General features: G+C 46.6%; 19 protein-coding genes and 1 tRNA gene. 4 read left to right on the top strand and 16 right to left on the bottom strand.

Annotated features, from left to right (window positions below; translation table 11 throughout):
* Positions 1–74: 74 nt before the first annotated feature.
* Positions 75–563 (top strand): tyrosine-type recombinase/integrase, encoded by a 489-nt coding sequence (locus tag WC647_04265; GenBank protein ID MFA6221506.1) that lies wholly within the window; start codon positions 75–77, stop codon positions 561–563.
* Positions 564–2096: 1533 nt separating this feature from the next.
* Here the strand turns inward: WC647_04265 and WC647_04260 are convergent.
* The 5 genes from WC647_04260 to WC647_04240 all read right to left on the bottom strand — a co-directional run bounded on the left by WC647_04260 (position 2097) and on the right by WC647_04240 (position 8331).
* Positions 2097–2687, bottom strand: a complete 591-nt coding sequence (locus WC647_04260) for a nucleotidyl transferase AbiEii/AbiGii toxin family protein (protein MFA6221505.1) — start codon at positions 2685–2687, stop codon at positions 2097–2099.
* Positions 2688–2712: 25 nt separating this feature from the next.
* A complete protein-coding gene (locus WC647_04255; GenBank protein MFA6221504.1) occupies positions 2713–2847 on the bottom strand; it encodes a hypothetical protein in 135 nt (44 codons plus the stop codon).
* Positions 2844–3665, bottom strand: coding sequence for a transcriptional regulator (locus WC647_04250; GenBank protein ID MFA6221503.1), 822 nt, complete (start codon positions 3663–3665; stop codon positions 2844–2846). The genes WC647_04255 and WC647_04250 overlap by 4 nt, the downstream gene beginning before the upstream one ends.
* A gap of 255 nt (positions 3666–3920) precedes the next feature.
* Positions 3921–4223, bottom strand: coding sequence for a DUF433 domain-containing protein (locus tag WC647_04245; GenBank protein MFA6221502.1), 303 nt, complete (start codon positions 4221–4223; stop codon positions 3921–3923).
* A 193-nt stretch (positions 4224–4416) separates the two neighbouring features.
* On the bottom strand, positions 4417–8331 hold the full coding sequence (locus tag WC647_04240) for an SIR2 family protein (protein ID MFA6221501.1): 3915 nt from the start codon (positions 8329–8331) through the stop codon (positions 4417–4419).
* Between the two features lie 111 nt (positions 8332–8442).
* On the opposite strand from WC647_04240, the gene WC647_04235 reads away from it, so the two are divergent.
* Complete coding sequence (locus tag WC647_04235) at positions 8443–8676, top strand: hypothetical protein (GenBank protein MFA6221500.1); 234 nt, start codon at positions 8443–8445, stop codon at positions 8674–8676.
* Between the two features lie 522 nt (positions 8677–9198).
* Here WC647_04235 and WC647_04230 read toward each other — a convergent pair.
* Both WC647_04230 and WC647_04225 read right to left on the bottom strand, forming a co-directional pair.
* A tRNA-Ala gene (locus WC647_04230) sits at positions 9199–9273 on the bottom strand.
* A 182-nt stretch (positions 9274–9455) separates the two neighbouring features.
* Positions 9456–9641: a 4Fe-4S binding protein gene (locus WC647_04225; GenBank protein MFA6221499.1), complete on the bottom strand. Its 186-nt coding sequence runs from the start codon at positions 9639–9641 to the stop codon at positions 9456–9458.
* A gap of 176 nt (positions 9642–9817) precedes the next feature.
* Here WC647_04225 and polA point away from each other — a divergent pair, with 176 nt between their 5' ends.
* Positions 9818–12484: a DNA polymerase I gene (polA, locus tag WC647_04220; protein ID MFA6221498.1), complete on the top strand. Its 2667-nt coding sequence runs from the start codon at positions 9818–9820 to the stop codon at positions 12482–12484.
* 83 nt (positions 12485–12567) lie between these two features.
* Positions 12568–13845, top strand: a complete 1278-nt coding sequence (locus WC647_04215) for a competence/damage-inducible protein A (protein ID MFA6221497.1) — start codon at positions 12568–12570, stop codon at positions 13843–13845.
* Positions 13846–13872: 27 nt separating this feature from the next.
* Here WC647_04215 and WC647_04210 read toward each other — a convergent pair whose 3' ends face one another.
* The 9 genes from WC647_04210 to priA form a co-directional block, all read right to left on the bottom strand.
* On the bottom strand, positions 13873–14652 hold the full coding sequence (locus WC647_04210; protein ID MFA6221496.1) for a rhodanese-like domain-containing protein: 780 nt from the start codon (positions 14650–14652) through the stop codon (positions 13873–13875).
* A complete protein-coding gene (locus WC647_04205; protein MFA6221495.1) occupies positions 14653–15255 on the bottom strand; it encodes a rhodanese-like domain-containing protein in 603 nt (200 codons plus the stop codon).
* Positions 15256–15464: 209 nt separating this feature from the next.
* Positions 15465–16427 carry a hypothetical protein gene (locus WC647_04200; protein ID MFA6221494.1) on the bottom strand — a complete coding sequence of 321 codons (963 nt, stop codon included), beginning with the start codon at positions 16425–16427 and terminating at the stop codon, positions 15465–15467.
* A gap of 175 nt (positions 16428–16602) precedes the next feature.
* Positions 16603–17583 (bottom strand): electron transfer flavoprotein subunit alpha/FixB family protein, encoded by a 981-nt coding sequence (locus WC647_04195; protein MFA6221493.1) that lies wholly within the window; start codon positions 17581–17583, stop codon positions 16603–16605.
* 52 nt (positions 17584–17635) lie between these two features.
* Complete coding sequence (locus WC647_04190) at positions 17636–18415, bottom strand: electron transfer flavoprotein subunit beta/FixA family protein (protein MFA6221492.1); 780 nt, start codon at positions 18413–18415, stop codon at positions 17636–17638.
* Positions 18416–18819: 404 nt separating this feature from the next.
* Complete coding sequence (locus tag WC647_04185) at positions 18820–19611, bottom strand: tetratricopeptide repeat protein (GenBank protein MFA6221491.1); 792 nt, start codon at positions 19609–19611, stop codon at positions 18820–18822.
* A gap of 6 nt (positions 19612–19617) precedes the next feature.
* Entirely contained in the window at positions 19618–20850 is a 1233-nt protein-coding gene (locus WC647_04180; GenBank protein ID MFA6221490.1) for a hypothetical protein, read from the bottom strand.
* Between the two features lie 315 nt (positions 20851–21165).
* Positions 21166–21633, bottom strand: a complete 468-nt coding sequence (locus WC647_04175; GenBank protein MFA6221489.1) for a thioredoxin domain-containing protein — start codon at positions 21631–21633, stop codon at positions 21166–21168.
* A gap of 184 nt (positions 21634–21817) precedes the next feature.
* Positions 21818–24061: a primosomal protein N' gene (gene priA / locus WC647_04170; GenBank protein ID MFA6221488.1), complete on the bottom strand. Its 2244-nt coding sequence runs from the start codon at positions 24059–24061 to the stop codon at positions 21818–21820.
* Between the last annotated feature and the right edge of the window lie 37 nt (positions 24062–24098).

Genomic DNA, 24098 nt, shown 5'->3' with positions numbered 1-24098 from the left:
AAAGCAGAAAAGAATGAGGCTTCCTCCTCAAAATAGAATTTGGCGTTTTCCCAATACATTAATCAAGATGGCGCTTGAATGGTTTTTCCCCTACAAGAAGAGGCGAAATTGTAGACCTTAAGCGCAACCAGGTTAATCTTGAACGGCGGATGATAATTATCGCCCCACCAGGAACAAAAGAGAAAAACTGGAAAAGAATTCCCATATCAAAGGATTTTGACCAACTCCTTGTTGAAATTATATCGGCCTCGATATTGAGATGTGATTATGTCTTTACTATTGACGGGCGCAAGACCAACCCCGAGAGTTTTAAAAGACAATGGAAAAATGCTGTAAAAGGAATGGATCCAGCCCCCACATTTCACGACCTGAGACACGCATTCAGGACCAACATGCGGAACTCAGGAGTGGGTCCGGAAATCACAGAAATAATAATGGGCCACAGCGACGGCGTAAAAACCGTTAAGGAAAGATATGGCCGTATCCTTGACCATGAATTAATTCAGGCGATCGACAGACTTGAATTCGACTTCGGTCCTACTGTTATTCTCACCGCAAAATAAAAACTCTTTCTTATAAAAACGTGGTACTTTTGTTACTTGCTATGCAACACGCTGAACTAACAGGTCTTTTGTGTTAGGCAAAGTAACAAAGCCAAATGTTACCAATGTTAGCATTGGCAATAAAAAACGGTCGCCGGGCAATTCCAGCAACCGTAAGTTGTTGATTTCATGGTGGAGATGAAGGGATTTGAACCCTCGACCCCCGCGTTGCGAACGCATTGAAAAAGAGCCTGCCTGTAAGAAATCCCCAACCGTTTCAAGCACTTTCAAAACACTACACGACAAAATACCACGAAGACGTGTACAAAAATGTTAGCATCGTCTGAGAGGGAAGGGGAGTCCTACGTGAACACGGGCACTGTTGCTTTTATTACAAAAAAGTAACAGGGTAACGAAAGTAACAAAGGCCTCGTTGTTACTCTCATATAGGGTAAATATTTATTATTATGAAATAACCTTATTATAGTGACAAAGTAACACCGATTCTGAAGCTCGACGTCTCTTTTGCTCTTTATCATGCCAGACTCTAACCAATTATTTTGAAGGGGGAGGGGGCTAGTGTAACTCATGACTTCTGAACTAAATACAGATAGGTAGGTAAGAGAGACATCCACCGCGTGCACGTAGGGACGCCGACCACAATCTGATCAGTGGCTAAAGAATAGTCCCGGACAGGAATCCAAGGGAAGACGAGAGGGGGGGGATCTGATAATCTCATCTTTCATGTCCTATCCTGAATAAGCAAAGACCACGGAGATTATTTGAACCCCGATTTATTCCTTTTCCCGGTTTAGGAAAAGAGTGGCGGCTCCGAATGTCTACAGCAAGGGGATTTACGAATCAACGAATTGCGATCGTCTTGATGTTTTGGATGTGGGGATATCTTCCGGCCCATATACTTGCCAATCACGCCGCTTTCATTTCCCGGGCCCGCATCATGCAGTTACTCTTTTTTAATTCCCGTTTTGGTTCCGCATGTTTCGGCCAGGGCAAGCGTCGCGCCGCCAGACACCTTTTTCTTTTTCCCCGTTACATCTTGCGGCGTCGATCCTTGGGTTAAGGACTACATCACGCCTCTTGCTAATACTCCGTCACGGCCCATGCAATCCGATAATTCTCTGTATCGCATGGTCCTTGCCGGGCAACAGGCGTGCCCGCCGTGGCTTTCTAGCCCATTCCTCGTCCATCTAGCGCGGTTTAGTTTTCCAGTTTCCCAGTGGATTTATTCTTTCTTGTCGTTGCGTTCCAGCTACTTAGTCGGGTCCAAGTGAGCGTTCTTACATAACATCGCGTTTTCCGATCCTGCCGGGTTCCGTTCGCTCCGCTCACCCGAAAACAGACACTATGTAATCACTTTACTCAGTCTATAAGCTTTGGTTCTATGGATTATTTCCTGATGGCTGTTCTGAACAGATTACAGCCACAACCTCGCCCACCCGCCTGTGACGGCCCTGGCTACCGCCGCCTTCATCCCTCCAGCAAACGCCGAATCAGTTTGGCCCCATCATAGCCAACTTAAACTGCTTCGGAATTCTATCGCCCGGTTTTAAATTCACGGACATTCTTGGCCTTCCATTCCAAAGCCGGTTGCAGCCGAATACGTTCAGCAAGTTCCATGTCTTCCGTCAAAAGTAATGGAGCTATTTCCCCGTAATCAAGAAGTCTATCCAGGAAATCTTTCTCTGAAGCAGTAAACATAAGCAATGGCGCAAGAGCTTTCTTCGTCTCATCGTTAACCATTTCGCCCCAATGTTTCGTCGAATCGGTACCTGTCCAGACCTCTCTTCGCAAAAGCGGCGCAAGTTCACTTTTTAACTCCCGTTCTGAAAAGGTCAAGTCCGACAAACGAACATCCCGCCAGTCTTTCCGATTGGCTGCCCCATAGACGATGAAGGCCGAACGTAAGTTCCGATGGTCCAACTTCCCACTTCTCAGCAGGGCATGAGCGTCAAATAAGTCCCTACCGGCTCGCCTGGCCAGAAGGGCGGCCAGTTTTCCTGCGGCTAGTTCATGTATGTCAATTACAGGAAAGTCTTTTGCCTCGTAAGGGCCAATCCGCCGTGAACTCAATCTGGTCACAGGCCATAAGGGAACCCTAAACATGAAGTTCAGGTCAACCTTCAAGTCGCCACCTTGACCAAAGACACTTTCATAACGGAGGAAGGAAAGGGTGGCTGTTAAAACCGTTCAGTAAGGCGATAAGGTTAAAGACTTTTTCCAGGATCTCGGGCCGGAATCCTGTGGACTCGGATTCCGCCAAGAGCGCTTCTCTCGAAAAATTCAATACGTCTCCTCCCACGAACGATCCAGAATTTGGTCGGATACCACAAGGTTCCACTTCTTTACAAGACGCCCGCTGACATTCCGTGACATGTAAGTAGGCTGCTTGGGACAATATTCCTGAAGATGGCTTAAGTGCTTGTCATCAACCATCAGTTCTTTCTGATGTTGTTCCAGATAAAAGCCTACCTTCGCGGCTATGGTTGCGTTGCCTAGAAGCCTGGCGTAGTCACTGATCTTATCTATGTCGAAGAATTCCACGCTCTCCAGAGACCGCCATATTTCTTCCCAGCCGCCGCCAAAAATCGGTCGATCCAACAGATCCACGAGCGTCCGTTCTAAGCTCGTTACCTTTATCGCTATCCCCGTTCTTTCAACGACATTTACAGCAAATAGTTCCTGCTTTTTATCAACCAGCGGCTTTGGGAAAGCCACTCCTCGATATTCATATCCCCGAAACGTCATTGGTCGTATTGCTTGACCCGTAAGGAAAATCATTTCTTCTCTAACTGAATGAGCTTTCCCAAAGAACTGAAGGGCTGTGTGATAGGCCAAAACAGCGTCGCTGGACATCTTCCCCGCAAGGATAAAAGGGTCCACCGGATAGGTGTCAGGGGTAAAGCCAAAAGGAACTGACACGTACAGTCCCCGTCTAACTCGGTATAAGCGTCCGGTCCTGACATGATGCGCCAGTAGCGCTTCTCTTGTCCTGGGACTTCGTACCCCATCCGCATCCAAAAAAGATGTGAACTCTTCAGAGGTAAAGACGGGCTTTCTGGCAAAGAAATCCACGAGTTTCAGGTTTTCTCGCTTCTTTGACATCAGCAATCAATACACGTAATATTGTTAAGGGTTGTGATGAGTTGTGTCAAGTCATGGGCATGATCTGGCGGCATCAAAAGAAATAGCCTATTTGTTCATCGCGTCGCGTTTCTTCTACACGCCCACCCACCTGTGACGGCCCTGGCCTTGGGCCGCCTCCATCCCCAATTAATTGAAAATCATTATTGCGATTTAGAACACAGGGTTGTTGGACAGTATCGAAAGGGTGGAAGCTAATTAAGCGTTTAGGTAGTTTTATATTGATGAGATAACACGTTCACGGGCCAGTTCCGCAGCGTAAGCTATTACCGCCTGAATATCATCTGAATCAATAGACGGATAGCTCTTCAAAATTTCATCCTGACTAATGCCGGCAGCGAGATTGTCCAGGATGACGGATGCCATGATTCGGGGTCCTTTTATGCACGCTTTACCGTGACAAACCTTAGGATCGACTGTTACTCGCTCTCGCCAGTTCATGTTGACCTCAATCAGATTGCGCATAAAACATCGGCCGTATTCCAAAGCTACATTAATTGTTGTGATCTTCTCATTCAAGGAGCAGATCGCCACCTTGCTAATTTTCCCGTTCAAAACCAGGAATCAATTTATAAAAAATCTTCTAAAGAGAAAAAGAAGAAAAAACTTTAAAGAGATTTTCCAGGATCATCCCAACGATTCTCTGGTATAGAATTCGTCATGTCGCGCCTTCGTGAAGGCTTCTCTTTCCATGCTCCAGGAAACTCATAAATTACGACTCTGAAGGCCACGACCGCCGAACCTCTGGAAACTTATCTTCTTGGCAAATCTTCTTCCAATCCAACAGTATCTGTGGGATGGTTAGTCCCCTGTCGTCAAGGCTGCCATGAATCTTGTAGGCTAACACTGCTGCCTTTTCTCGGTAAAAGCGACGGTCGTATAATGGAATTGTTGGATCAGCATCAAGATCAATGTACGGATTTGCCGGATCAGGAAGCGCTGTTTCCTTGATGAGATAGCCCAAGCCGATACATAATGCTCGGAGTTGCTCCTCGCTGATTTGGTCCGGTCGTCGTTGTAGAACTTCTGACAGTTTCTCCATGGCAACATCCAAACCATGCCGGCGTCGTCCCACTACGATGTATACCAAATCATTCAATAGCTCATTAGGCAACGGGGGCAAGGTATTGTCAAGTGCGTGAGAAAACCACAGAACACAGCCGTTGATGCAGGCAACAACTTCTTCCACATCAGAAGACACTAGCCCACACCTGAGTCTCTGAATAACAGTGTCATCCTTGTCGGAATCAACCAACAAAGTCATAGGCGCTGCATGTGAGATGGAAAAGCCTTCTTGCTCCATTTCAATCAGTAATTTCAAAGCCTGTGCCCTTGAAACCTGGTCCGTCTTCGACAGTCGAGGGAGGACGATTTTCCCCAGGAGAGGAGCAAGCTTCGATAATTGGTTCCGGAACTGGTCTCCCGTCAATGCGTCATTCAAGTCCGATAAATCTTCCAGATCCTGCTTATTATCCTGCCACCATTCCTCAGCTCTGCAAAGAATTTTTGCTGCTTCTTCAGCGGTCCAGTCCAATTGCTTATCGTTGGGCTTCTCTCGCCCGATTACCTGGTCCACTGTAGCTTCTAGAATCTGATCGACTATGCTGTTCCTGTCGATATGTATTCTGTTCAGCAATGAACCCACTCTCTTCGACGCGTCTGCATTCGGAAGTATTCGCGGGAACTTCTGTCTAAGTATCCACTGTTTAAATGCCTGCTTTGCCTCCCCCGTCGTTAGTTCGGGGAGCGCGAGAAAACGATTATTCGGCAACAGGAAGTTGGAGGGGAGACCTGAATCGAAATCTGTTTGTGACCACAAGGCCTTACAAAAGGCTTCGCGTTGTTCAGGAGTGAGCCCACCGATGCGGTCCAGAACTTCAAGTCGAATCGCAGCTTTTGTCCGAGCGGAGTTGGAACCCTGTTCGATGGTTTCGATCAAATTTGATATTGCCTGCTCCCACTCGGAGCGATCTGATTCACGAGGAAGCCCAGAAGAAAACCTGCATGCTATGCTGTTGAAAGGCTCGTTCCACCACCATGGGGAGGCGATCCGAAAGTTTGGATTTTCGGAAATGGGCAGAGCGATCAGCATGGGCATCCTAGCCAAGACCTCTTTTTTGGTCATGGCCTCAACTAATTTTTTGACGAGGAACTGTACACGCTCTTGGAGGCCAAACCCGCCATGGAGTACAGAATATTTGTAAATTTCCATTGTTAATTTGAATAACTGCTCTCTGTGGGTAGCACTGAAGCGAAAACAGAGTTCTCCGAGCAGTCTAGGGGCTGTTACTATGATCCCCAAAGCCATGTGAGCATTCTGTTGCGGATCTTTTCCTAGTGCTGCCAAGGCCTGCTCACAGGAGTTCATCAACAGACCGGCCGCTTCATGAACCTCGTCATCGTTGAGTGCTGAAGCTTTGACAAAGTCAAGCCATTGGTCTACGGGGTCCATTTTCCCGTTACGCACCATGTAGCTCATTGCCAAAACTGGGGAGACCGGGTCGATCCACCGAGAGGCGTTGACCGTGCCGCTCTGGATTCCGAAAGACCCGCAACGTACTGGGAGCCCTCCCTCTTCAAACTGGCGGAGGTATGCGAAACCAGGAAGACGCAATGCAAACAGGGAGATGGTAGAAATACCGTAAGTAACGGTTTTTCTACCATCTCGGACTTTTTTCTCTCTTCTTGGTGGGGGCAGCGGCGGAACATTATCTAGAGTTGCACTCATTGATTCCATTTCTTCCTTGGGATTGCAGTGAAAGGCGCTCAGCGCAGTCAACCTTCTGAGATGTGAATCAAGTTCTTCTCCGATTTTTCTAAATGGTCTTTGTATTGCCAATAGAGAGGCATGCAATCTAGCCCATCCTTCTTGTGAAAGGATGGAATGGTCATCTACATCTGGGTTTATCGATCGACGTATCTGCTCCAAGGCATTTTTAACGAGTTTTTCAGCTTTCTCCTCCTGACCTACCTCGGCCATGATGGCTGCTCGTCTAAGTTGCCAGATGGGAGTATCGGACGATGTGGGCCAGTCATTCAGCGTTTCAAGGACCCTCTTTTGGTCCAGGCGAATCAAATAATAAAGACATTCCTCATGCCAGTACCTTGGCCGCCATTTCGGCAATTTCTGAACTAGGTCTTTGATCAGATCCATCCACCTCCTGAAAATCTCGGGATAAAACCATTCTCTCGCATTTCTGATTAGAGCAAAAACCAATTCCAGCCAGGCTTCGCCGATCTCCTCCCAATTTTCTCTCCCATAAGACGGGTCTTCCCGGGTAAGGGGCGATCCATCTATCGTGACGAGCCCGGGAAACGGATTGAAGGCGTTGATAACAGATTCCAACTTCCCAGAAAGTCCTGGCAACGGCACCAGTGCCCTTTCGAGACGCCAGTTCAATTCTCGCAGCAAGAATAAATTATCCGGAGGTAACAACAGGTCGAGAAATTTAACTGTATCAGATATCCAATCACGAGTGGAGGACCATAGAAGATCGCGATTCTTTCTCGGACACACGAGCCAGCCGGGATAAACCAACCGTTGTTTTTTCCAGACGCTCGTCAGTTGCTTCAAAACTTCTCCATCTACCTGGCGTTGCTGTGCGCTCTGCTCAAGTTCATCGGTCTCCACCCCGTCGGTTGAGAGGTTTTGGGAATCGCTGTCACCATCCTGCACTGAGCGTCGGCGGGCCGGTCTTGGCCAATTAATCAACTTTGGAGGTTCACCTGACAGCAATTCATTCAAGAACCATCTAAGAGCTTTCTTGTTTCTCTCACCAGAGTCGGGGAACTTGTCTTCCGGCACAATTGGAGAAAGATCGATGGGGATTACGTTCGGATACTCGAGTAACTTGCTTTCCGATCCAGACAAACTTAGCACCCCACACAGGTACATGAGAGGCGTGTGCTCTCTTAAATTGTCACGCACCCAGCCTAGCCATTTCAAAAAATTGGGATCATCTCCTGAGAAACCGATCAAACAGAAACTGTTCTCCACGAGTTGCTGCTGAACGTGGTTAACGAAGCCAGCAAATTTCATTGGATACGTTTCGTAATCTTCTTCAGTTGCGATTAAGACACAATTAGACTCAAAACTCCCGTGCAATTTGGTAATCCTAGGCTTTGAACTCCGTGATATGTCCTTGACGGTCAAGACAACCTCGTAATTTCTATCGAGGACAAGCGATCTCGTACTTTCGAGCAACAGATCGTAATTAGTGGTGAAGACATCCGACCAAGGGAGTGATAATAGCGTCTCATGAAGCTTTCCGGGGCAGTACGAATCATAGGGAATTGAGGTCGACAGAAATTCGTCGAGCATCTTTCGCCCAAAAAAATTGCAATATTCCGACGCCACTTTTATAGGGTTCGATATGGCCAAATTTTTCTTCTCTTGTTGTTTAACGTCGCCGCGTGGTCCTATCGAAGGATGAAGTTCATCGTACATCGCACCAGCCAATTCTTTCCAGTTCGGGAACTTTTTCGCGTTAACCTTGGTTGGATCGGCATTCCGACTGAATCCTGCTCCAATCATTACGGCTGCTCTGCCGTACTGCTTTCCTGACCAAAGGTCTTTCTTGATTTTCTCCAGGTGTTCATAACTCTGGAATGCTGACGATTCGTTCATTCTATGAACCTTTCCCCAAAGTTAGCCGACAAATAACTCTCAATTTGTACTTGGCACCAAGAGTCTACTTACCACACTCGTCCGTGAAATCACTCGGCGACAAGGTTCCTAATGGATCATGTCAGGATCTACGATTTCTCCCTAGCGCATCTCGAAGATGCCTTATGCACAACCTTCAACCTGGGCCGAAATGATTGCCACTCAATCTGCTTTGGAAGTAGCGTTGATCGTATAGACGACGGGAAAAATTGCACCCATAAAACCAGCATGCCCTCGATTGAAGCCATACCGGAAGACGCTTGTATAGAACGAACAACGGATGAGAACGCATTTTTCAATTCCTAAAGCGGAATAGTCTTTTATGTTCTCGGATCGCCTCGAACTAAAATTCCGAGTTTAAGGATGATAAAAAATCATGCGGAGGAAATTAATAAAATTTAATTTGTTAGAATTATATAACCCTCACTTGTATCAAGTCAGTATCAGAATCAGTCGGACTTTGCAAACGAAAAACCTTAATTCAAAATTAACGATAATCTATCGTTGGATTAATAAATGAGAACAACCATATATTCACAAATTGTGGATTCTGGCGCCTTTGTTGAAATGTAATATAGGGAACTCTTGACGCCGCTGAAATCTTTCCCCACCTTGACAGTTTGAAAACATTCACCGGGGAAGATCGTTGTTTTGCTCTATGCTGGGATTTTTTTCGTTATTCCAACCGCCAGACATGATCTGGCATTAAGGATCAGCTTCTTCCTTTGATACTTTACTCTGCGACGGACCAGTGTTAGCAAAATGTTAGCATTGGCGAAAAAAAACGGCCGCCGTAAGAAACCAGGTGACCGTAAATCGTTGATTTAATGGTGGAGATGAAGGGATTTGAACCCTCGACCCCCGCGTTGCGAACGCGATGCTCTCCCGCTGAGCTACATCCCCATGTATCCCTTCTGAATAACATTTTAGCGTGAATCTGTCAACTGCCGGTCCGACAAATTGTCGCCCTCATGAATCGGGGTGGATGAATTAAGCGAAAACGAGTTTTCTTCTTTAGGAGCGATTTCGGAAGGAAAATCTCCCGTCAGATTAACAGACGGGAGATTGTTGGTTTTTGTCGAGCGTTAAACCTCTTCAACCTGTATCGCTTCTTCCGGGCAGACGGAAACGCAGGATTCACATCCCAGGCATTCATCAGGGTTGACAACGGTTGTCTTTGAATCGTTTACCGCCAAAACGTCTGCTGGGCACACATCGACACACTCACCGCACTGCTTGCATTTCTCATCACTGATCTTAGGTAGGAACATAAAACACCTTCCGGGTTGAAAAATTATTTTATCGATTCAGTTTCACCGGATAGTAATCCAGCGAAACCCAACTTCAACTATAAGTAATTAACACACTGTGTTAATATGGTCAATTCAAGGTCTTGTACAGATTTGCAGTGAAACCGCTATCCCTCAATCCGATCAAGAGGCCGACAATGGGACAGACAAAAGACGAACTCTATTTAATTGATGGAAGCGCATACATCTTCAGGGCTTACCACGCAATGGGCGGTCTTTCGAATTCAAAAGGATTTCCCACTGGGGCTATTTTCGGTTTCACGAACATGATCATGAAGACTCTAAAAGACAAGAGTCCAAACAGGATCGCAGTCATATTCGATGCGCCTGGCCCCACCTTTAGGCATGACAGATACCCCCTGTACAAGGCCAACAGACCGGAAGCCCCCCAGGATTTGGTTCTTCAAATCCCCAAGATAATAGAGCTTGTGGAAGCGTACAGATTGCCCCTGTTGAGCGTTGTCGGATTTGAAGCCGATGACATTATAGCTACTCTAGCCAAACAGGCTGTTTCGTCCAACTTGAGGGTGATAATAGTCTCGGCTGATAAAGATCTGACTCAGTTGGTCTGCGACGATGTTACGATGTGGGACCCACAGAAAGACGCCCTATACGACTCCAATGGAGTTAAAGATAAATTCGGCGTTCTACCCGAACAAATGCTCGATTACCTCTCTTTAGTAGGCGATTCTTCGGATAACATTCCCGGTGTTAGAGGTATCGGTCCCAAAACGGCTACGAGTCTAATTGAACAGTTTGGATCACTCCAGAAGATCTACGATAACCTGGCCAATATAACCAAGCCCAAACTTCGTGATTCGCTTGAACTGAACCGCGAAAACGCCTTCCTGAGCAGAGAACTGGCGACTCTGTCCTCCGACGTCCCTTTGGACCTTGACATAACCGATTTTGAAATTCGAGAACCGGACAATGAGAAACTGAGGCAGATATTTCGCGAATATGAGTTTAAGCGTTTGCTGGATGATCTGCCGGCTGTGAAAAATCTCGATTTCTCCAAATACAGGGTTGTCCAGTCCCTGGACGAACTGGAAATGGTTACGACAGATCTTGTGGCCAAAGGTTATTTCGCTGTTGATGTTGAGACCACTTCTCTGTCTGCCGTGAGAGCCGAGCTTGTGGGGATTTCTGTTTGCTCCAAAGAAGGTGAAGCGGTTTACATCCCGGTTGGGCATATCCACGGACCACAACTGTCTAAGAAGGAAGTGTTGCTTCGACTAAAGTCAATTTTGGAAAACCCGGATGTAAAAAAGATAGGACAGAACATCAAATACGATTTGATAGTGTTCAAGAGGGAAGGGGTAGACATCAACGGGATAGCTTGTGACACAATGCTGGCCTCGTATTTGCTGGATCCCTCGAGACGCGGCCACTCGCTTGATGATCTTGCTGAAATTTACCTTGAACACAAGATGATTCCGATCACCTCCCTGATCGGGTCCGGCAAGAAACAGACGTCATTTGCCGAGGTTGAGATTCCAGAGGCTGGGGAATATTCCTGCGAAGACGCTGATGTTACGTTCAGGGTGGCGTCGCTAATGATCCCGAGGCTCAAGGAAGTGGGACTAGATGATCTGTTCAGAAATGTAGAGTTACCTTTAATTTCAGTTCTAGCAGATATGGAAATAGCTGGAGTGAAGATAGATTCGGCGTATTTGAGGCAATTGTCTGTTGAATTCGGAGAAAGTCTCAAAGCCTTAGAATCCCAAATATATGAACTGGCAGGCGAGGAATTCAACATCAATTCGACCCAGCAGGTTGGAGAGATCCTTTTCAACAAACTGGGCCTTAAGGGGACCAAGAAAACCAAGACAGGCCTGTCAACATCGCTGGCTGTGCTTGAGGAGTTGGCCCTAGAGCACGATTTACCAAGAAGAATACTAGAATACCGTTCCGTTTTTAAACTCAAGTCTACTTATGCGGATTCCCTTGTAAACCTCGTCAATCCCGAAACAGGCCGTATACATACTTCCTACAATCAGGCAGTCGCAGCGACAGGAAGGCTTTCCTCCTCGGATCCGAACTTGCAGAATATCCCCATTCGAACCGCAGAAGGGCGAAAAATCCGCAGGGCTTTTGTTCCCGAAGAAAATCACCTTTTCGTCGCTGCTGATTATTCCCAGATTGAATTGCGCATAATGGCCCATCTATCCCAGGACCCCAGGTTACTGGAAGCATTCTCGTCAGGAGAGGATATCCACTCAATAACCGCTGCAAGTGTGTTTGGTCTTCATCCCTCATTTGTGACACCTGAAATGCGGCGGAAAGCTAAAGCGATCAATTTTGGGATTATCTATGGCATGGGGGCGTTCAAGTTATCCAACCAGATTGGCGTAAGCATGAAGATGGCGAAACAATATCTCGAAGATTACTACAAGACCTATGCCGGCGTTAAAAAATATATGGACGAAATTCCAGACCAGGCGGCGAAGGTTGGATATGTGACCACCATCCTCGGAAGGAAAAGATACTTACCCGATCTGACAAATCCAAACAAGATGGCTCAGCAGGCCGCTAGACGTATAGCTATAAACTCTACTATGCAAGGCAGCGCCGCGGACTTGATGAAAGTGGCGATGATAAATGTTCACAAGAAGCTGGAACAAGAGAAACTACCGGCTAAACTTATTCTTCAGGTTCATGACGAATTGGTTTTGGAGGTCCGGAAGGACAACGTGGAATCTGCCGAAGAACTACTCAGGGATGAGATGGAAAACGCTTTCAAACTCTCCGTGCCTCTCCTTGTAGATGTCGCTACAGGTAAGAATTGGGATGAAGCCCACTAGTTTCTTGGCATATTGAGGATAAGGCGCATCCTGAATAACTAATAAATGATCTATTACTTCGAGTGTAAACGTCAGGGGACATTATGGACACCACTATGGACGCGTGGATACTAACAATAGGAAACGAAATAATTAACGGTGTGATAGCCGACACAAACCGGGAAACCATATCCAGGGAACTAAGGTCAGTAGGTATCTCCGTGAGGGGGATGTCTTCCGTTGGAGATCACATTCCGTCAATGATTGATGAAATTGACCGGGCTATGAAAACTGCAAAAGTGGTTATAGTTTCCGGCGGGTTGGGGCCAACCGAAGACGACAAGACGTCAGAAGCCATAGCCAAATTTCTTGGAGTTGAGTTGATTCTTGACGTGACTCAACTTGATAGAATCAAAGCGCGTTTTCAGCAATGGGGCCGCCTGATGTCCGATAGTAACAGGAAGCAGGCGTTTTTCCCGGAAGGCTCGGAACCTATACCCAATGATCATGGAACTGCGCCAGGATTTATGATCGAGCGATACAATTCAATAGCGATGTTTTTTCCAGGAGTTCCGCGCGAACTAATGAAAATGCTGCGAGAACAAGGTATGCCTCGCATATTCAGGAAATTCGGTCAGCCACAAAGTGTTTTTCGTTCGCAAACAGTCATGGTGTATGGGCTATCTGAATCGAGGCTAGGTGAAATATTACAGGATGTGGCGATTGATGAGCCAGGTTTTCATTTGGCGTTTTTACCAAGATTTCCATTCATAAGATTGAGGCTGGACGCTTCGGGAGAATCAACCGAGGCTGTGGAAGACACGATAGCGAAGAAACTGGAAACTATATGCGGCAGGATCAGCGAGAACGTCATTTCAACAAAAGGAGAGAGCATTGAACAGGTTACTCTGGATTTGTTGGGAAAACGTAATAGGACGATCGGGTTAGGGGAGTCTATCACTGGGGGGATGATTGGGGAATTGATCACGCGTGTTCCCGGGTCCTCAAAGGTATTCATGGGCGCTGTGGTAAGTTATTCCAACGAAATGAAAGAAAACCTGCTCAAAGTGAAGAAAGAAACACTTATGAATTACGGGGCCGTTTCACATCAATGCGCCCAGGAAATGGCTGTTGGAGCGCAAAGGGCGGCCGGCGCAGATATTGGACTCTCTGTGACAGGTATTGCAGGCCCGGACGGAGGAACTGCTCAAAAACCGGTAGGCACATGTTATGTGGGCCTTGCTTCCGGAGATTCTGTTATCAGCAGGGGTTTTTTGCTCCCGGGGCATCGTGAGTGGGTAAAGACGCTTGCAGCCACACAGGCTCTAGACATGCTCAGAAGGTGGTTAAGTGGCGTCAGGCTCCATGGTAATGAAGCCTGACAAGCGTTTGGTTACTTTTAGAAAAGACTATTCTTCGAATTTGTAAACGCTCTTGTTGTCCTTGTCAAACTCAAGCTTGGCACGGAGGTATTTTGCGTTATACCCCGCGTTCTTGAGCACAGTGTAGGCCATTTCAGCCCGAGCGCCGGTACCACAATGCAGCAAGATTTCCTTGTCTTTCGGGAGTTCCGACAGCCTGGCTTCAAGGTCATCAAGAGGAATATTTTTTGTATTGGGTAGGACCCCCTCTTTAATTTCTCCAGCTCCACGGACGTCCAGGATAATAACGTTGGGGGAGGGTTTTTTAAGTTCACGGGTAAAAACCGCCAATTCAACTTCGCCTGGGAACAGTTTACGCACATAGGCTATTTTCGTGTCCGCAGGACCTGTCGCTAATGTTTTTCCGGCGGCTTGCCATCCGTTAAACCCTTCCGACAGGATGCTTACCTGTGTGTAGCCCCATCCTGCGACGGTTTTGTACGCAGCTTTAGCGGCCTCGTCCGTCCCCATCTGATCGTAAATTATTATGGGCGCTGCCTTAAAAGTAGGGAATTGGCTCTTGATTGAATCCAACCCGTCTTTTGGAACCGCTACGGCTTTGGGAATATGACCTTTAGAAATGGCGTCCGGTGATCTCAGATCCAACAAGATATATGGCATGGCCATTTTGTCGAGTTCGTCAATCCCGGCGATGTTTGACACAACATAGTTACCGGCTTTTTTCCATGCGGGAAGTCCCGCGTGATAAACTTTTACATTCTTGAAACCGAGTTTTTCCGCCTTCCTAGCGGCTAAAGGACTGAGCACTCAAGAGAGTCCGGCGCAATAATAGATTTGCGTGGTTTCCTTATCCTTCAGGAGCTTGTCCGCAAGTTTGTCAAAAGCGCCAAACGGCATGGAAACAGCCGTAGGAATATGCCCGTCATTGTACATGTTGGGGGGTCTACTATCGAGGAGGATGTAGTTTCCCTCTTTAGGGCCTTTTGCCACCAACTTTTCAACTTCCTCGGTTGACAAAAGTTGATTCTCTGGGACATTGATCCCTTTTTTGACTTCAACCTCTTTGGCAAAGGTTTTGCCATTTTTCTTAAAATAGGTGATCTTGATAGATTCCCCTTTGGGGATTTCAGCCATAGACGGCGCATTTTTCAAAACTGTTGAGTCGTCAAAAAGAACGACATCCATACCCTTGTCAATTTGAATCTGGATAGCGTTTGCCTTGACAGAAACATCTTTGAGCTTTCCAGCCAGAACATCGGCCTGCTTGTCATAGTTATGGCATTTCAGGCAACTCTGGTCCGATTTTGAAGGAAGCTTTTCTTCGGCGTTAGCGGTCGGCAGCGCAATCCCTGCAACAAGAAAAGCGACGAAGGCCGCAAGACACGTAGGGAGAATAAATCTCCTGGGCATCATGCTCTCCTTTCTGGATAGTGATAGAATGCTGAGAAAATCTCAGTTTTAGTTTTCATTTCAATTTTAGCGGAGGCCCATGGGTTATAAGATTTAATCGGGATATTTATATAATTAAATTCTAAGTTGTTGTTGTTGAACTGTCAACCCAAAATACGCCCATTTGAAAAAATAACCGGGTTTAATTCATGCTTGGAAATTGTTGGAACTCAGCTCAACAAGTCCGATACCCTGGCAATATCGGCAGCCAGCGTCTCGGCGTCCTGGTATGGGTGTTGGGCGCCTAGAGAGAATCGTAAGAGGATTTCGCTGATTGATTCATGAATGTGAGGATAAACCAACTTAAGATTTGCGATCTGATTAGGAAAAATAGCCAGCATGTCGGAAGGTTTCAGAGTTGACGCCTTTTCAGGCGCAGTTTTGTGCAATTGACTGTAGGAGAGATAATCTTTACCCACGACGAACGCCAGGACGGTTCCCATTTCGAAGATGTCACGCGATATAAGATTGTCTCGTTCTTTATAGTCATAGTCAAAATCGATCCATCGGTAACGGCCTGTGTCTCTTTCCACAAATATATGATCCGGCGTTATGTCACCATGAATTTCGCCCATTCTATGGAGGTCGCCTATTGCTTTGAAGGCGTAGGCCAATCCAAGAAGAATTTCTTCTAAAACGGTGTTGTAGTAATCATAATGCTGAATTGACATAGATCTGATTACATTATCAAGGCTTATTCCAGATATTCTGTCTATAATCCGTACGTTGTTGCCCGCCCCGTCCACACAGTGAATCCCTTGCATAAAATCAGGGTTTCCCCTGACTTTGTCCAAGATTCGAGCTTCTTTTTCAGGATTTCTCAGGCAAGAAAACTTCAGGCCGTAGATTCGGCATTCGAACTCTTCCAGAAATGTCAACTTTATGATTTTTTTCTCGCCGGTTCTTAGGTCTATGCCGCTTTTCACCCAAGGTTTCGGTTCTCCTTCAAGTCCAAACTTCTTTTCTGTTTCTGTTCCCCTCACGAGGTACCCAACGTCGTCAAGGAGTAAGACATCCCCGTAATTCACGTCATAGAAATCGGTGGTATCTTCGAGTATGCGAAATACACGGCAGGAAGAGTTTTCGGGGAGATATTCGGTCGCTACTTTACACCAGTCAACAGGTTCATTCATATTCTCAATCCAGGCTTCAGGAAAAGTCTAAAATTCAACAACTTCAAACAGATAAAATATGGTTATCATGGACCAGAAATCAACTTAGATTTTTGTTGAGGAATTGATATGGAAGGGAAGGGGACTGGAAGTGGGACATATAGTTATCCCACTCCCAAATTATCAAGCGGATGAATTATTCGGCCAGTATGGCTTTCAGCTCTTTGTTGAACTCGGGAACTACCTTGAAAAGGTCTCCAACTATTCCGAAGTCAGCCTTTGTAAAGATTGGAGCTTCCGTGTCCTTGTTTATGGCAACTATGACTTTTGATGATCCCATACCTGCCAGGTGCTGTATCGAACCTGAAATTCCACAAGCAATATATAGGTTGGGAGTAACAGTTTTTCCTGTTTGTCCCACCTGATCGGAATGCTTCCGCCAGCCGGCGTCCACCGCGGCTCTAGACGCGCCGATGGTAGCTCTTGATCCGAAAATAGAGGCCATTTCTTCAAGCAATGTGTAGTCTGATCCACCCATGCCTCTACCGCCGGAAACTATTATCTCAGCTTCTGTAAGGTCAACCTTGCCGCTTGTGTCAAGGTTAAGGTCTTTTGTTACGTATGTAGAGCGGCTTGTGTCCACACTAAAGGCGATCTTGGACAGACTACCGGCTTTTGGATTTTCCGCGGTTTCCAGTACATTTGGTCTGGCCGTTGCAATTTGAGGGGACCCAGTCGCTGAACATTCAGCGAAACACTTGCCTGCGTACATCGGACGTTTGCCAATCAGGGTGGTACCTTCGAGCCTGAAAGAAATACAGTCCGCCATTACTGCCATGCCTAGTTTTGCGGCTGTCCTTGGGGCGAGGTCTTTGCCTTGCATAGTGTGGCTCATCAAGACTATTTCAGGTTTTGTTTCATTCACCAGATGGGCTAGAGCCTGGGCAAAATATTCTGAATTATAGGTTTCCAGTTCAGGGGCTTCGATAGTGTAAACAGTGTCCACACCATACTTGGCCAGATCGGCGGCGAAGGACTCCAGGCCGGGCCCTATAAGCGCCGCTCCCAGATCGCCTCCCAACGCGTCGGCCAGTTTCCTGCCCTCACTTGCAAGCTCGAACGCTGATTTCTTAATCTTGCCCGCTTTAATTTCCGCATATATCAAAACTTTAGACATTGTATTAAAGCCTCCATATTATGTAAGCCAATAGATGACTTGTTAGTGGTGGTTATATTACCTTGGCCTCGGACCTCAGGGCCTGGACCACCGTCTTGGCCACGTCTTGCGGTTCCATGCCTTCATATTTCTTTCCGGCCTGGCGAGCTGCGGGCATTGAAAAATTTGTGGTCGCAAGTTTTGCTTCAGTGGAAATGCCGAGATCAGAAAGAGTTTTCTTTTCGACTGGTTTTTTCTTGGCCTTCATGATGCCGGGCAAGGACGCGTATCTAGGCTCATTGAGTCCTTTTTGGGAAGTGACAACACAAGGCAGGGGAGATTCGACGGTTTCCTTGCCGCCTTCAATGTCTCTTTCACAAATGACGGACTTTTTATCAGCGGAAACTTCAATTTTTGTTACTAATGTAATCTGGGGGATCTTTAGTAATTCAGCAAGCATAGCTCCTGTTTCGGCAAAGTCGTCATCTATAGCCCGATGACCGCAGAATATTATGTCACAATCAATATTGGCCGCTGCTGCTGCAAGGGTTTGGGCCATTACAAAAGGATCGGCGTTGTTGACGGCGTCGTCGCAGACGTGGACTCCACGGTCAGCTCCCATAGCCAGCGCGGTACGAATGGCTTCGACAAGTCTATCAGGCCCGACGCTGAGGATTACTACCTCTCCAGCTTTGAATTTTTCTTTGAGACGCAAAGCCTCTTCAACGCTGAACTCATCATAAGGATTGATGACATATTTGATGCCGTCCGTCACAATCCCCGATCCGTCAGCGTTAACCTTTATCTGTGTTTCTGTATCAGGGACCTGTTTAAGACATACCAGAGATTTCACTTGTTGCTCTCCTTTCAAATCGACTCGGATCAGACAAAGTTGTTCTGATTTCAGGGTATTACAGAGGCTATTAGCCTCAGGGCTTCTGAAAATCCATAGGACAAAAAAACGTATTAATTAGGTTGTCAGGCTTCGGGCGAGTCAAACTTCCTTGGACCTATGGAACTAATAATATTAGAGAAGAATGGCCAGATGAGTCAAGAGAAATAGATCAAAGAATTGATTCAGGAGTCAATTCTTTGGTGTCTTAGCCCGTTAAGATGATGAATATTGTATGAGGATTCCCGATTGCAGACCATCTCAGAATTCGGACGCGCTCGATTGAACCAGTTCAGTCGCTGTCCCGTTTCAAGGGGTTGGATACACCATCCTGGTCTGACACAGGAACAGAAGGCTTAATAGGCCTACTTGGACGAACCAACCTTCTTTTGAAGTTCCGAAATTTCATCCTGGATCCGTGTTCGGACATTTGGGGAAGGTTCTACCTTCAACGCCATCTGATACCAGCGAAGCGCCTTGTCAAATTCGCCTTTTTGTCTCGATATGTGGCCAAGGTGTTTAAGCGCCATTACGTTATTGGAATCCGTCGCAATCATCGCTCCCAGGTCATTTACGGCTTCGTCATATCTGCCCATTTGCTCGAGAATGTACGCTCGATTTCCCAATGCGTCGACCATCTTGGGATTCAGGGAGAGAATCCTGTCAAGATCCTGTAAAGCGCTTTCATGTTCGCCCATGTCAAAATATATGGCCGCCCGGTGAATAAGCGCATTAGTGTTTTTTGGATCTACTGTCAACACTTTGGTAAAGTCCTTTACAGAGCGGGAAAAGTCTCCAGCCAGTCTGAAAGCCATTCCCCGGGCCAGGTATCCACTAGCAAGTTCCGGATTAAGTTTCAGCGCCTTGTCGAAATCCCCTATGGCCCGATCGTATTTGCCCTGTATCATCCACACCTTGCCGCGGTTGTAAAAAGCGGCGGGGTTCCTATTCCAGGCTTTAACCGCAGCGTCAAACAGAGTCAAAGACTGATCATATGCGCCTGAATTAGCCTTGATTATAGCCTGTCGAGTTAATTCCGAGGATTTCGCCTCATCGGCGGCGCCGGAAGGACCCTGATTTTTCTTCGCCGCGTGAGCGGACCCTGTAACAAGGGCGAAGGCGATCAAACACGAAAAAAGGAATTTAAAATATTTCATGATTTTTCACTGATTTGTTCTGGTAGTTAAGCCTGAGTTCCTGGTCAGGGCCGAAGCGGGGGGTGAAGACCCTTCTTTCAGAAAGAATGCGAAGAAATCCTTGGCATAACTGTCATCATATCTGTTCAACGTATAATTAGCTTGTTCAGGGGACAGCTTTGCCTTTCTGACCATGTTCCCGAAAATGTCTCTTATATAAAGGTTGGCCACGATGTTGTCGGGATTGGCGTCACCGTGAATTCCCCTTTCACATCCGGCCAAAACAAGGGCTTTGGCCATGTCTTTGCTCCCTATGTGATGTCCGATGGCAAAGACAAGATTGCCGTCATTCCTGATTCCAAAGGCGCTACGATGAGCTACGAACCATGCGTGTTTACCATCCAGGTCTTTTCCGCCGCCTCCCAGTAGGAATCCTAAACCTATCTCGGAATCTTCGAGTTTCCCTTTGCGGAGGACGGACTGAACAACCATTCCATCTTTAACGATAAGATGTCTAAGTTGGCGGGCGTCCTGAACCAGTTCAACCGGAATGTCCGGAGTCCATTCCCTTATATCTACGGATCCATCCTTATAGACAATTAAAGAGGCCATACCTGATAACATTGGATACATCGGTTTGCCCCTGAATATCGCGCCCGCCCCCTTGGAATGCCTTTGCATCCACATGGCGTTCGTCACAGCCAGTATTTTAGACCGCATATCCTGCTCAACTTCGGAATTACCCTTCGAAGCGGCCGGTTCCTGGGAGCCCACATAGTAACGCATGGTGGTCATGCTCATGTCTATAACCATCATGTACACGACAGCGTTTGGGAAGTCGACGCTTGGCCGGTAAAAGGTCTTGTAGACCAGTGGTCTACCACGACCATCGCGAGGAGACCCGGACGATTCCCAGACACCTTCACCCTGCAAGGCAGGAGATGTGTACAATGGCTTGATATTGTCCAGCTTCAGCATATCCAGTGGATCCCGAGCCAGCAATTTAAATTCCCCGCGTTCCGGCAAGGTTACAGTATCGTCGGCGACATTCTCATTCTTAAGGTCGTTAACCGACCTGTCATCTACAGCCTGATCCTGAGATTGTTTCGCTTTTGTCTGCCCCGATGACGCCATTGGTCCGTGGGAACTTTTTTTCGCGAACAGGGTGTGTCCGTTTTTAAAGCCAATTTCAGCGGAGGAGAATGAAGCTGAAACAAAACAAATAAGCATGAGTATTAATGCCGTAAATGCTTTTGGCAATTCGTAAACCCTCTTGATTTAATCTGTTAAATTTTAAATTCTCATTTATAATTATTTGTTATGATGATAACCTAAATTGCAAAAAAATTCAATATTAAAGCGGTATAACTATCTATTTAATGAGAAGAAGGGGGGCTGAATAAGCACAAACTGGGGTAGGATCTTCTCACCGCCAGTAGTTCCTGGATATCAGTCATAAGAATTCTCCGGAAGTTTGACCTTTAAACTCTACTCCCAAATCCAGTCGTCATTTATCCGGCCCCCCGAGCCGGAATTCTGAGACTTGTCAGGTTTTTCCTGGACCGAACTCCTTGATCAGGATCCATATTCATTTAAGGCTTTGGCCATTGTTTCTTTTGGAACAACTCCAAAGAACGATCCTTTAATTTCTCCGTCTCTAATTATGAAGACAGCCGGTATTTTGGTTATACCAAATCTTCTGGCGATAAGATTCTTGTCGGTATTGACTCTTCCGATTATGGCTTTTCCCCGCATATCCTTGGCGAGTTCCTGAAGGATGGGATCAAGCATGCGACAGGGGAAGCACCAGTCAGCGTAAAAATCTATTAGAATGGGTCTACTCTTTGACGCTTGCACCACTTCCACTTCGAAATTGTCATCGGTAAAGTGTCTAACGTCTGAGTTTTCGACTTTTGCTTTATCTTGCCCTTGCAGGACATTAGCGACAGAGTATCCTGTTTGACGCGCTGACCATATCAGAATTCCTCCTCCTATAAACAGAAAGATGACAAAGGAGATAATAATTACTCGAGTCTTGTTCATTAGGCCTCCGGTCTGCTAGTTCCAGACCTGAATTAATTCTGTTTTTGACTCGACCGATCCTCAAGAACCTTTAGACAGGTAACTTCAGAGCAGGCGAGATATCATAACCTAAATTGTAATACAATTTCTCTGAAATGTTATAGCATTGCCATAACATTTCCAGTTTCCCGTAAAGCGGTTGTTATTACATTAATTCTATGGGGTCAACATCCAGGAAAACCTGGACGCCACTCCCGTCTAACACCCCTTGATCAATGAGCGACTCGGCCATCTTACGCACAGCCGATCTGTCGGGGCTCTTGAGAATGATTTGCCATCTGAATTTCCCAATCATTTTACGCCGAGGGCAGGGTGCAGGACCCAGTATCATGACATGAGGGATATCAGATTTGAGGGTCCTTGCCATTTGCGCAATTTTAAAGGCTTTGTCCTGAGTTCGGCTTTCGTTTGAACTTTGAGCCTTGATCAGTATTAAATACCCGTAGGGTGGATAGCATAACTCCCTGCGTAATTCAGATTCCTGTTGGAAAAATTCTTCATAAGCGTGTCGGGCCGACAACCGTATAACTTCGTGATCGGTCACAAAAGTCTGAAGAATGACCTTACCTGGGTCAAGATCACGCCCCGTTCTTCCCGCAACCTGGGTTAGAAGCTGAAAAGTCTTTTCTGACGCCCTAAAATCTGGAAAATTAAGAGAAGCGTCGCCAAAAAGTATACCAACAAGAGATATTCCGGGAAAGTCATGTCCTTTCACAATCATCTGAGTGCCGACAAGCACATCAATTTCTCGGTTCCTAAAACGTTTAAGGATGTCTTCTAACTGGTTCTTCTTGCCTGTTGAATCTTTGTCAAACCTTTCTATTCGTACATCAGGGAAAAGCCTGATCAACTCTTCTTCTACTTTTTGAGTTCCGATTCCCGAGAAATAAAGCTTTGAACCGGAACACTTGGGGCACAAGGGGGGTGCGGTTTGGGAAAAACCACACAGATGGCAGCGAAGGTCCTGCGCTTTCTTATGGTGAATCAGGCTGATGTCACAGTTCGGACATCTAAAAAGATGCCCACATTCCTGACACTGGGCAAATGTGTCAAACCCACGCCGATTAAGAAAAAGAACTACTTGAGATTTTCTCTCCAAAGAGTCTCTAATTTCCGTCAAGAGCGGCTCGGTGAGAAAGTTCCTGGATGTTTGCCCACCTTTGCCGCTGACCTTGAGATCTACGACTTGCACTGACGGTAGAGGGCCTCCATGATATCGTGACGGCAGGTCTAGTCTTCTAATCTTACCTCTTGTTGCGTTCTCAAAGGTTTCAAATGACGGCGTGGCGCTTCCCAACACAACGCAAATTCCTTGCAGCTTGGCTCGAACCAGGGCTAAATCCCTCGCGTTATATGGGCAACTCTCCTCCTGTTTATAAGAAGTGTCATGCTCTTCATCCACAATAATTATTCCAAGATTCGGAATTGGAGTGAAAATTCCCGAGCGAGTCGCCACCACCACTCTCGCCTCTCCACTCATTATTCGTCGCCACTCCAAGGCTCTTTGAGCGTCTGTAATTCCACTATGAAACAGGGATATGTTCCGTCCGAACCTTTCCACGATTCGCTCTGCCGACTGTGGGGTGAGGGCGATTTCCGGTACCAGGGTCAGGGCCCTCATGCCTTTGTTAAGCGTTTGTTCAATACTCCTGAGATAAACTTCTGTTTTTCCGGAACCGGTAACGCCGAATAGCAAATGTGGCGAATATCCTCCAGTATTTATGGATTCAATTATCGAGTCGCAAGCCAGCGCCTGATCTGATGTAAGTTCACCCGGGTAGTTTGCTGACAAATCGGCATTACTGTCAGGACCGGTTTGGGCTAATCCTGCAGGGAGCTTGTTCAGCTTTATCGTAGCGATGTGTTCTTGCTTCTCCGCCAAACCCAATCTGAGCGCTTCGAGAACGTTTCGTTTCCCGATTTTTGAGACAAGTTTTTTGTACGAAATCGAGTCCGGCCTAAATGGCTTGGGAAGAGCCAGTTGACCGTCCGGGAGTGTCAAATCTTTTAGCCACTCTTTGCCCTCTTTGGAAAACTTGACCCACGGTTCGGAACGTCTTTCAAAACCCACTGGAATGGCTGTTTTTAATACCAGGCCGGTGGGAGTCATATAATATCGGGAAACCCATGTAATGAAATCCCACCAATCCTCATCAAAACAAGGTTCTTCATTAGGGATGTCATGAAGTTCTTTCAGCTCTATATCGATTGGGCTCCCGGGATTGATCCCGACAATGAAGCCTGCTCGAATCTTTTTTCCAAAAGGCGCAAGAACGCGTCTTCCAAACCCTACCATTGCCAACATGCTATCTGGAACAATGTAAGTATAGGGACCTTCAAGAGGCAGAGGGAACGATACATTTACAAGCGTCTTTTCAGATGGTTGCATGCTAAAGACTGTCTTTCGGCATGAAGGTGTCTTGTCT

The organism is Desulfomonilaceae bacterium (assembly GCA_041662605.1).
GTDB lineage: Bacteria > Desulfobacterota > Desulfomonilia > Desulfomonilales > Desulfomonilaceae > CAJBEZ01.
Note: the sequence above shows the minus strand (reverse complement) of the source record. Positions and strands in the feature narration are given on the sequence as shown.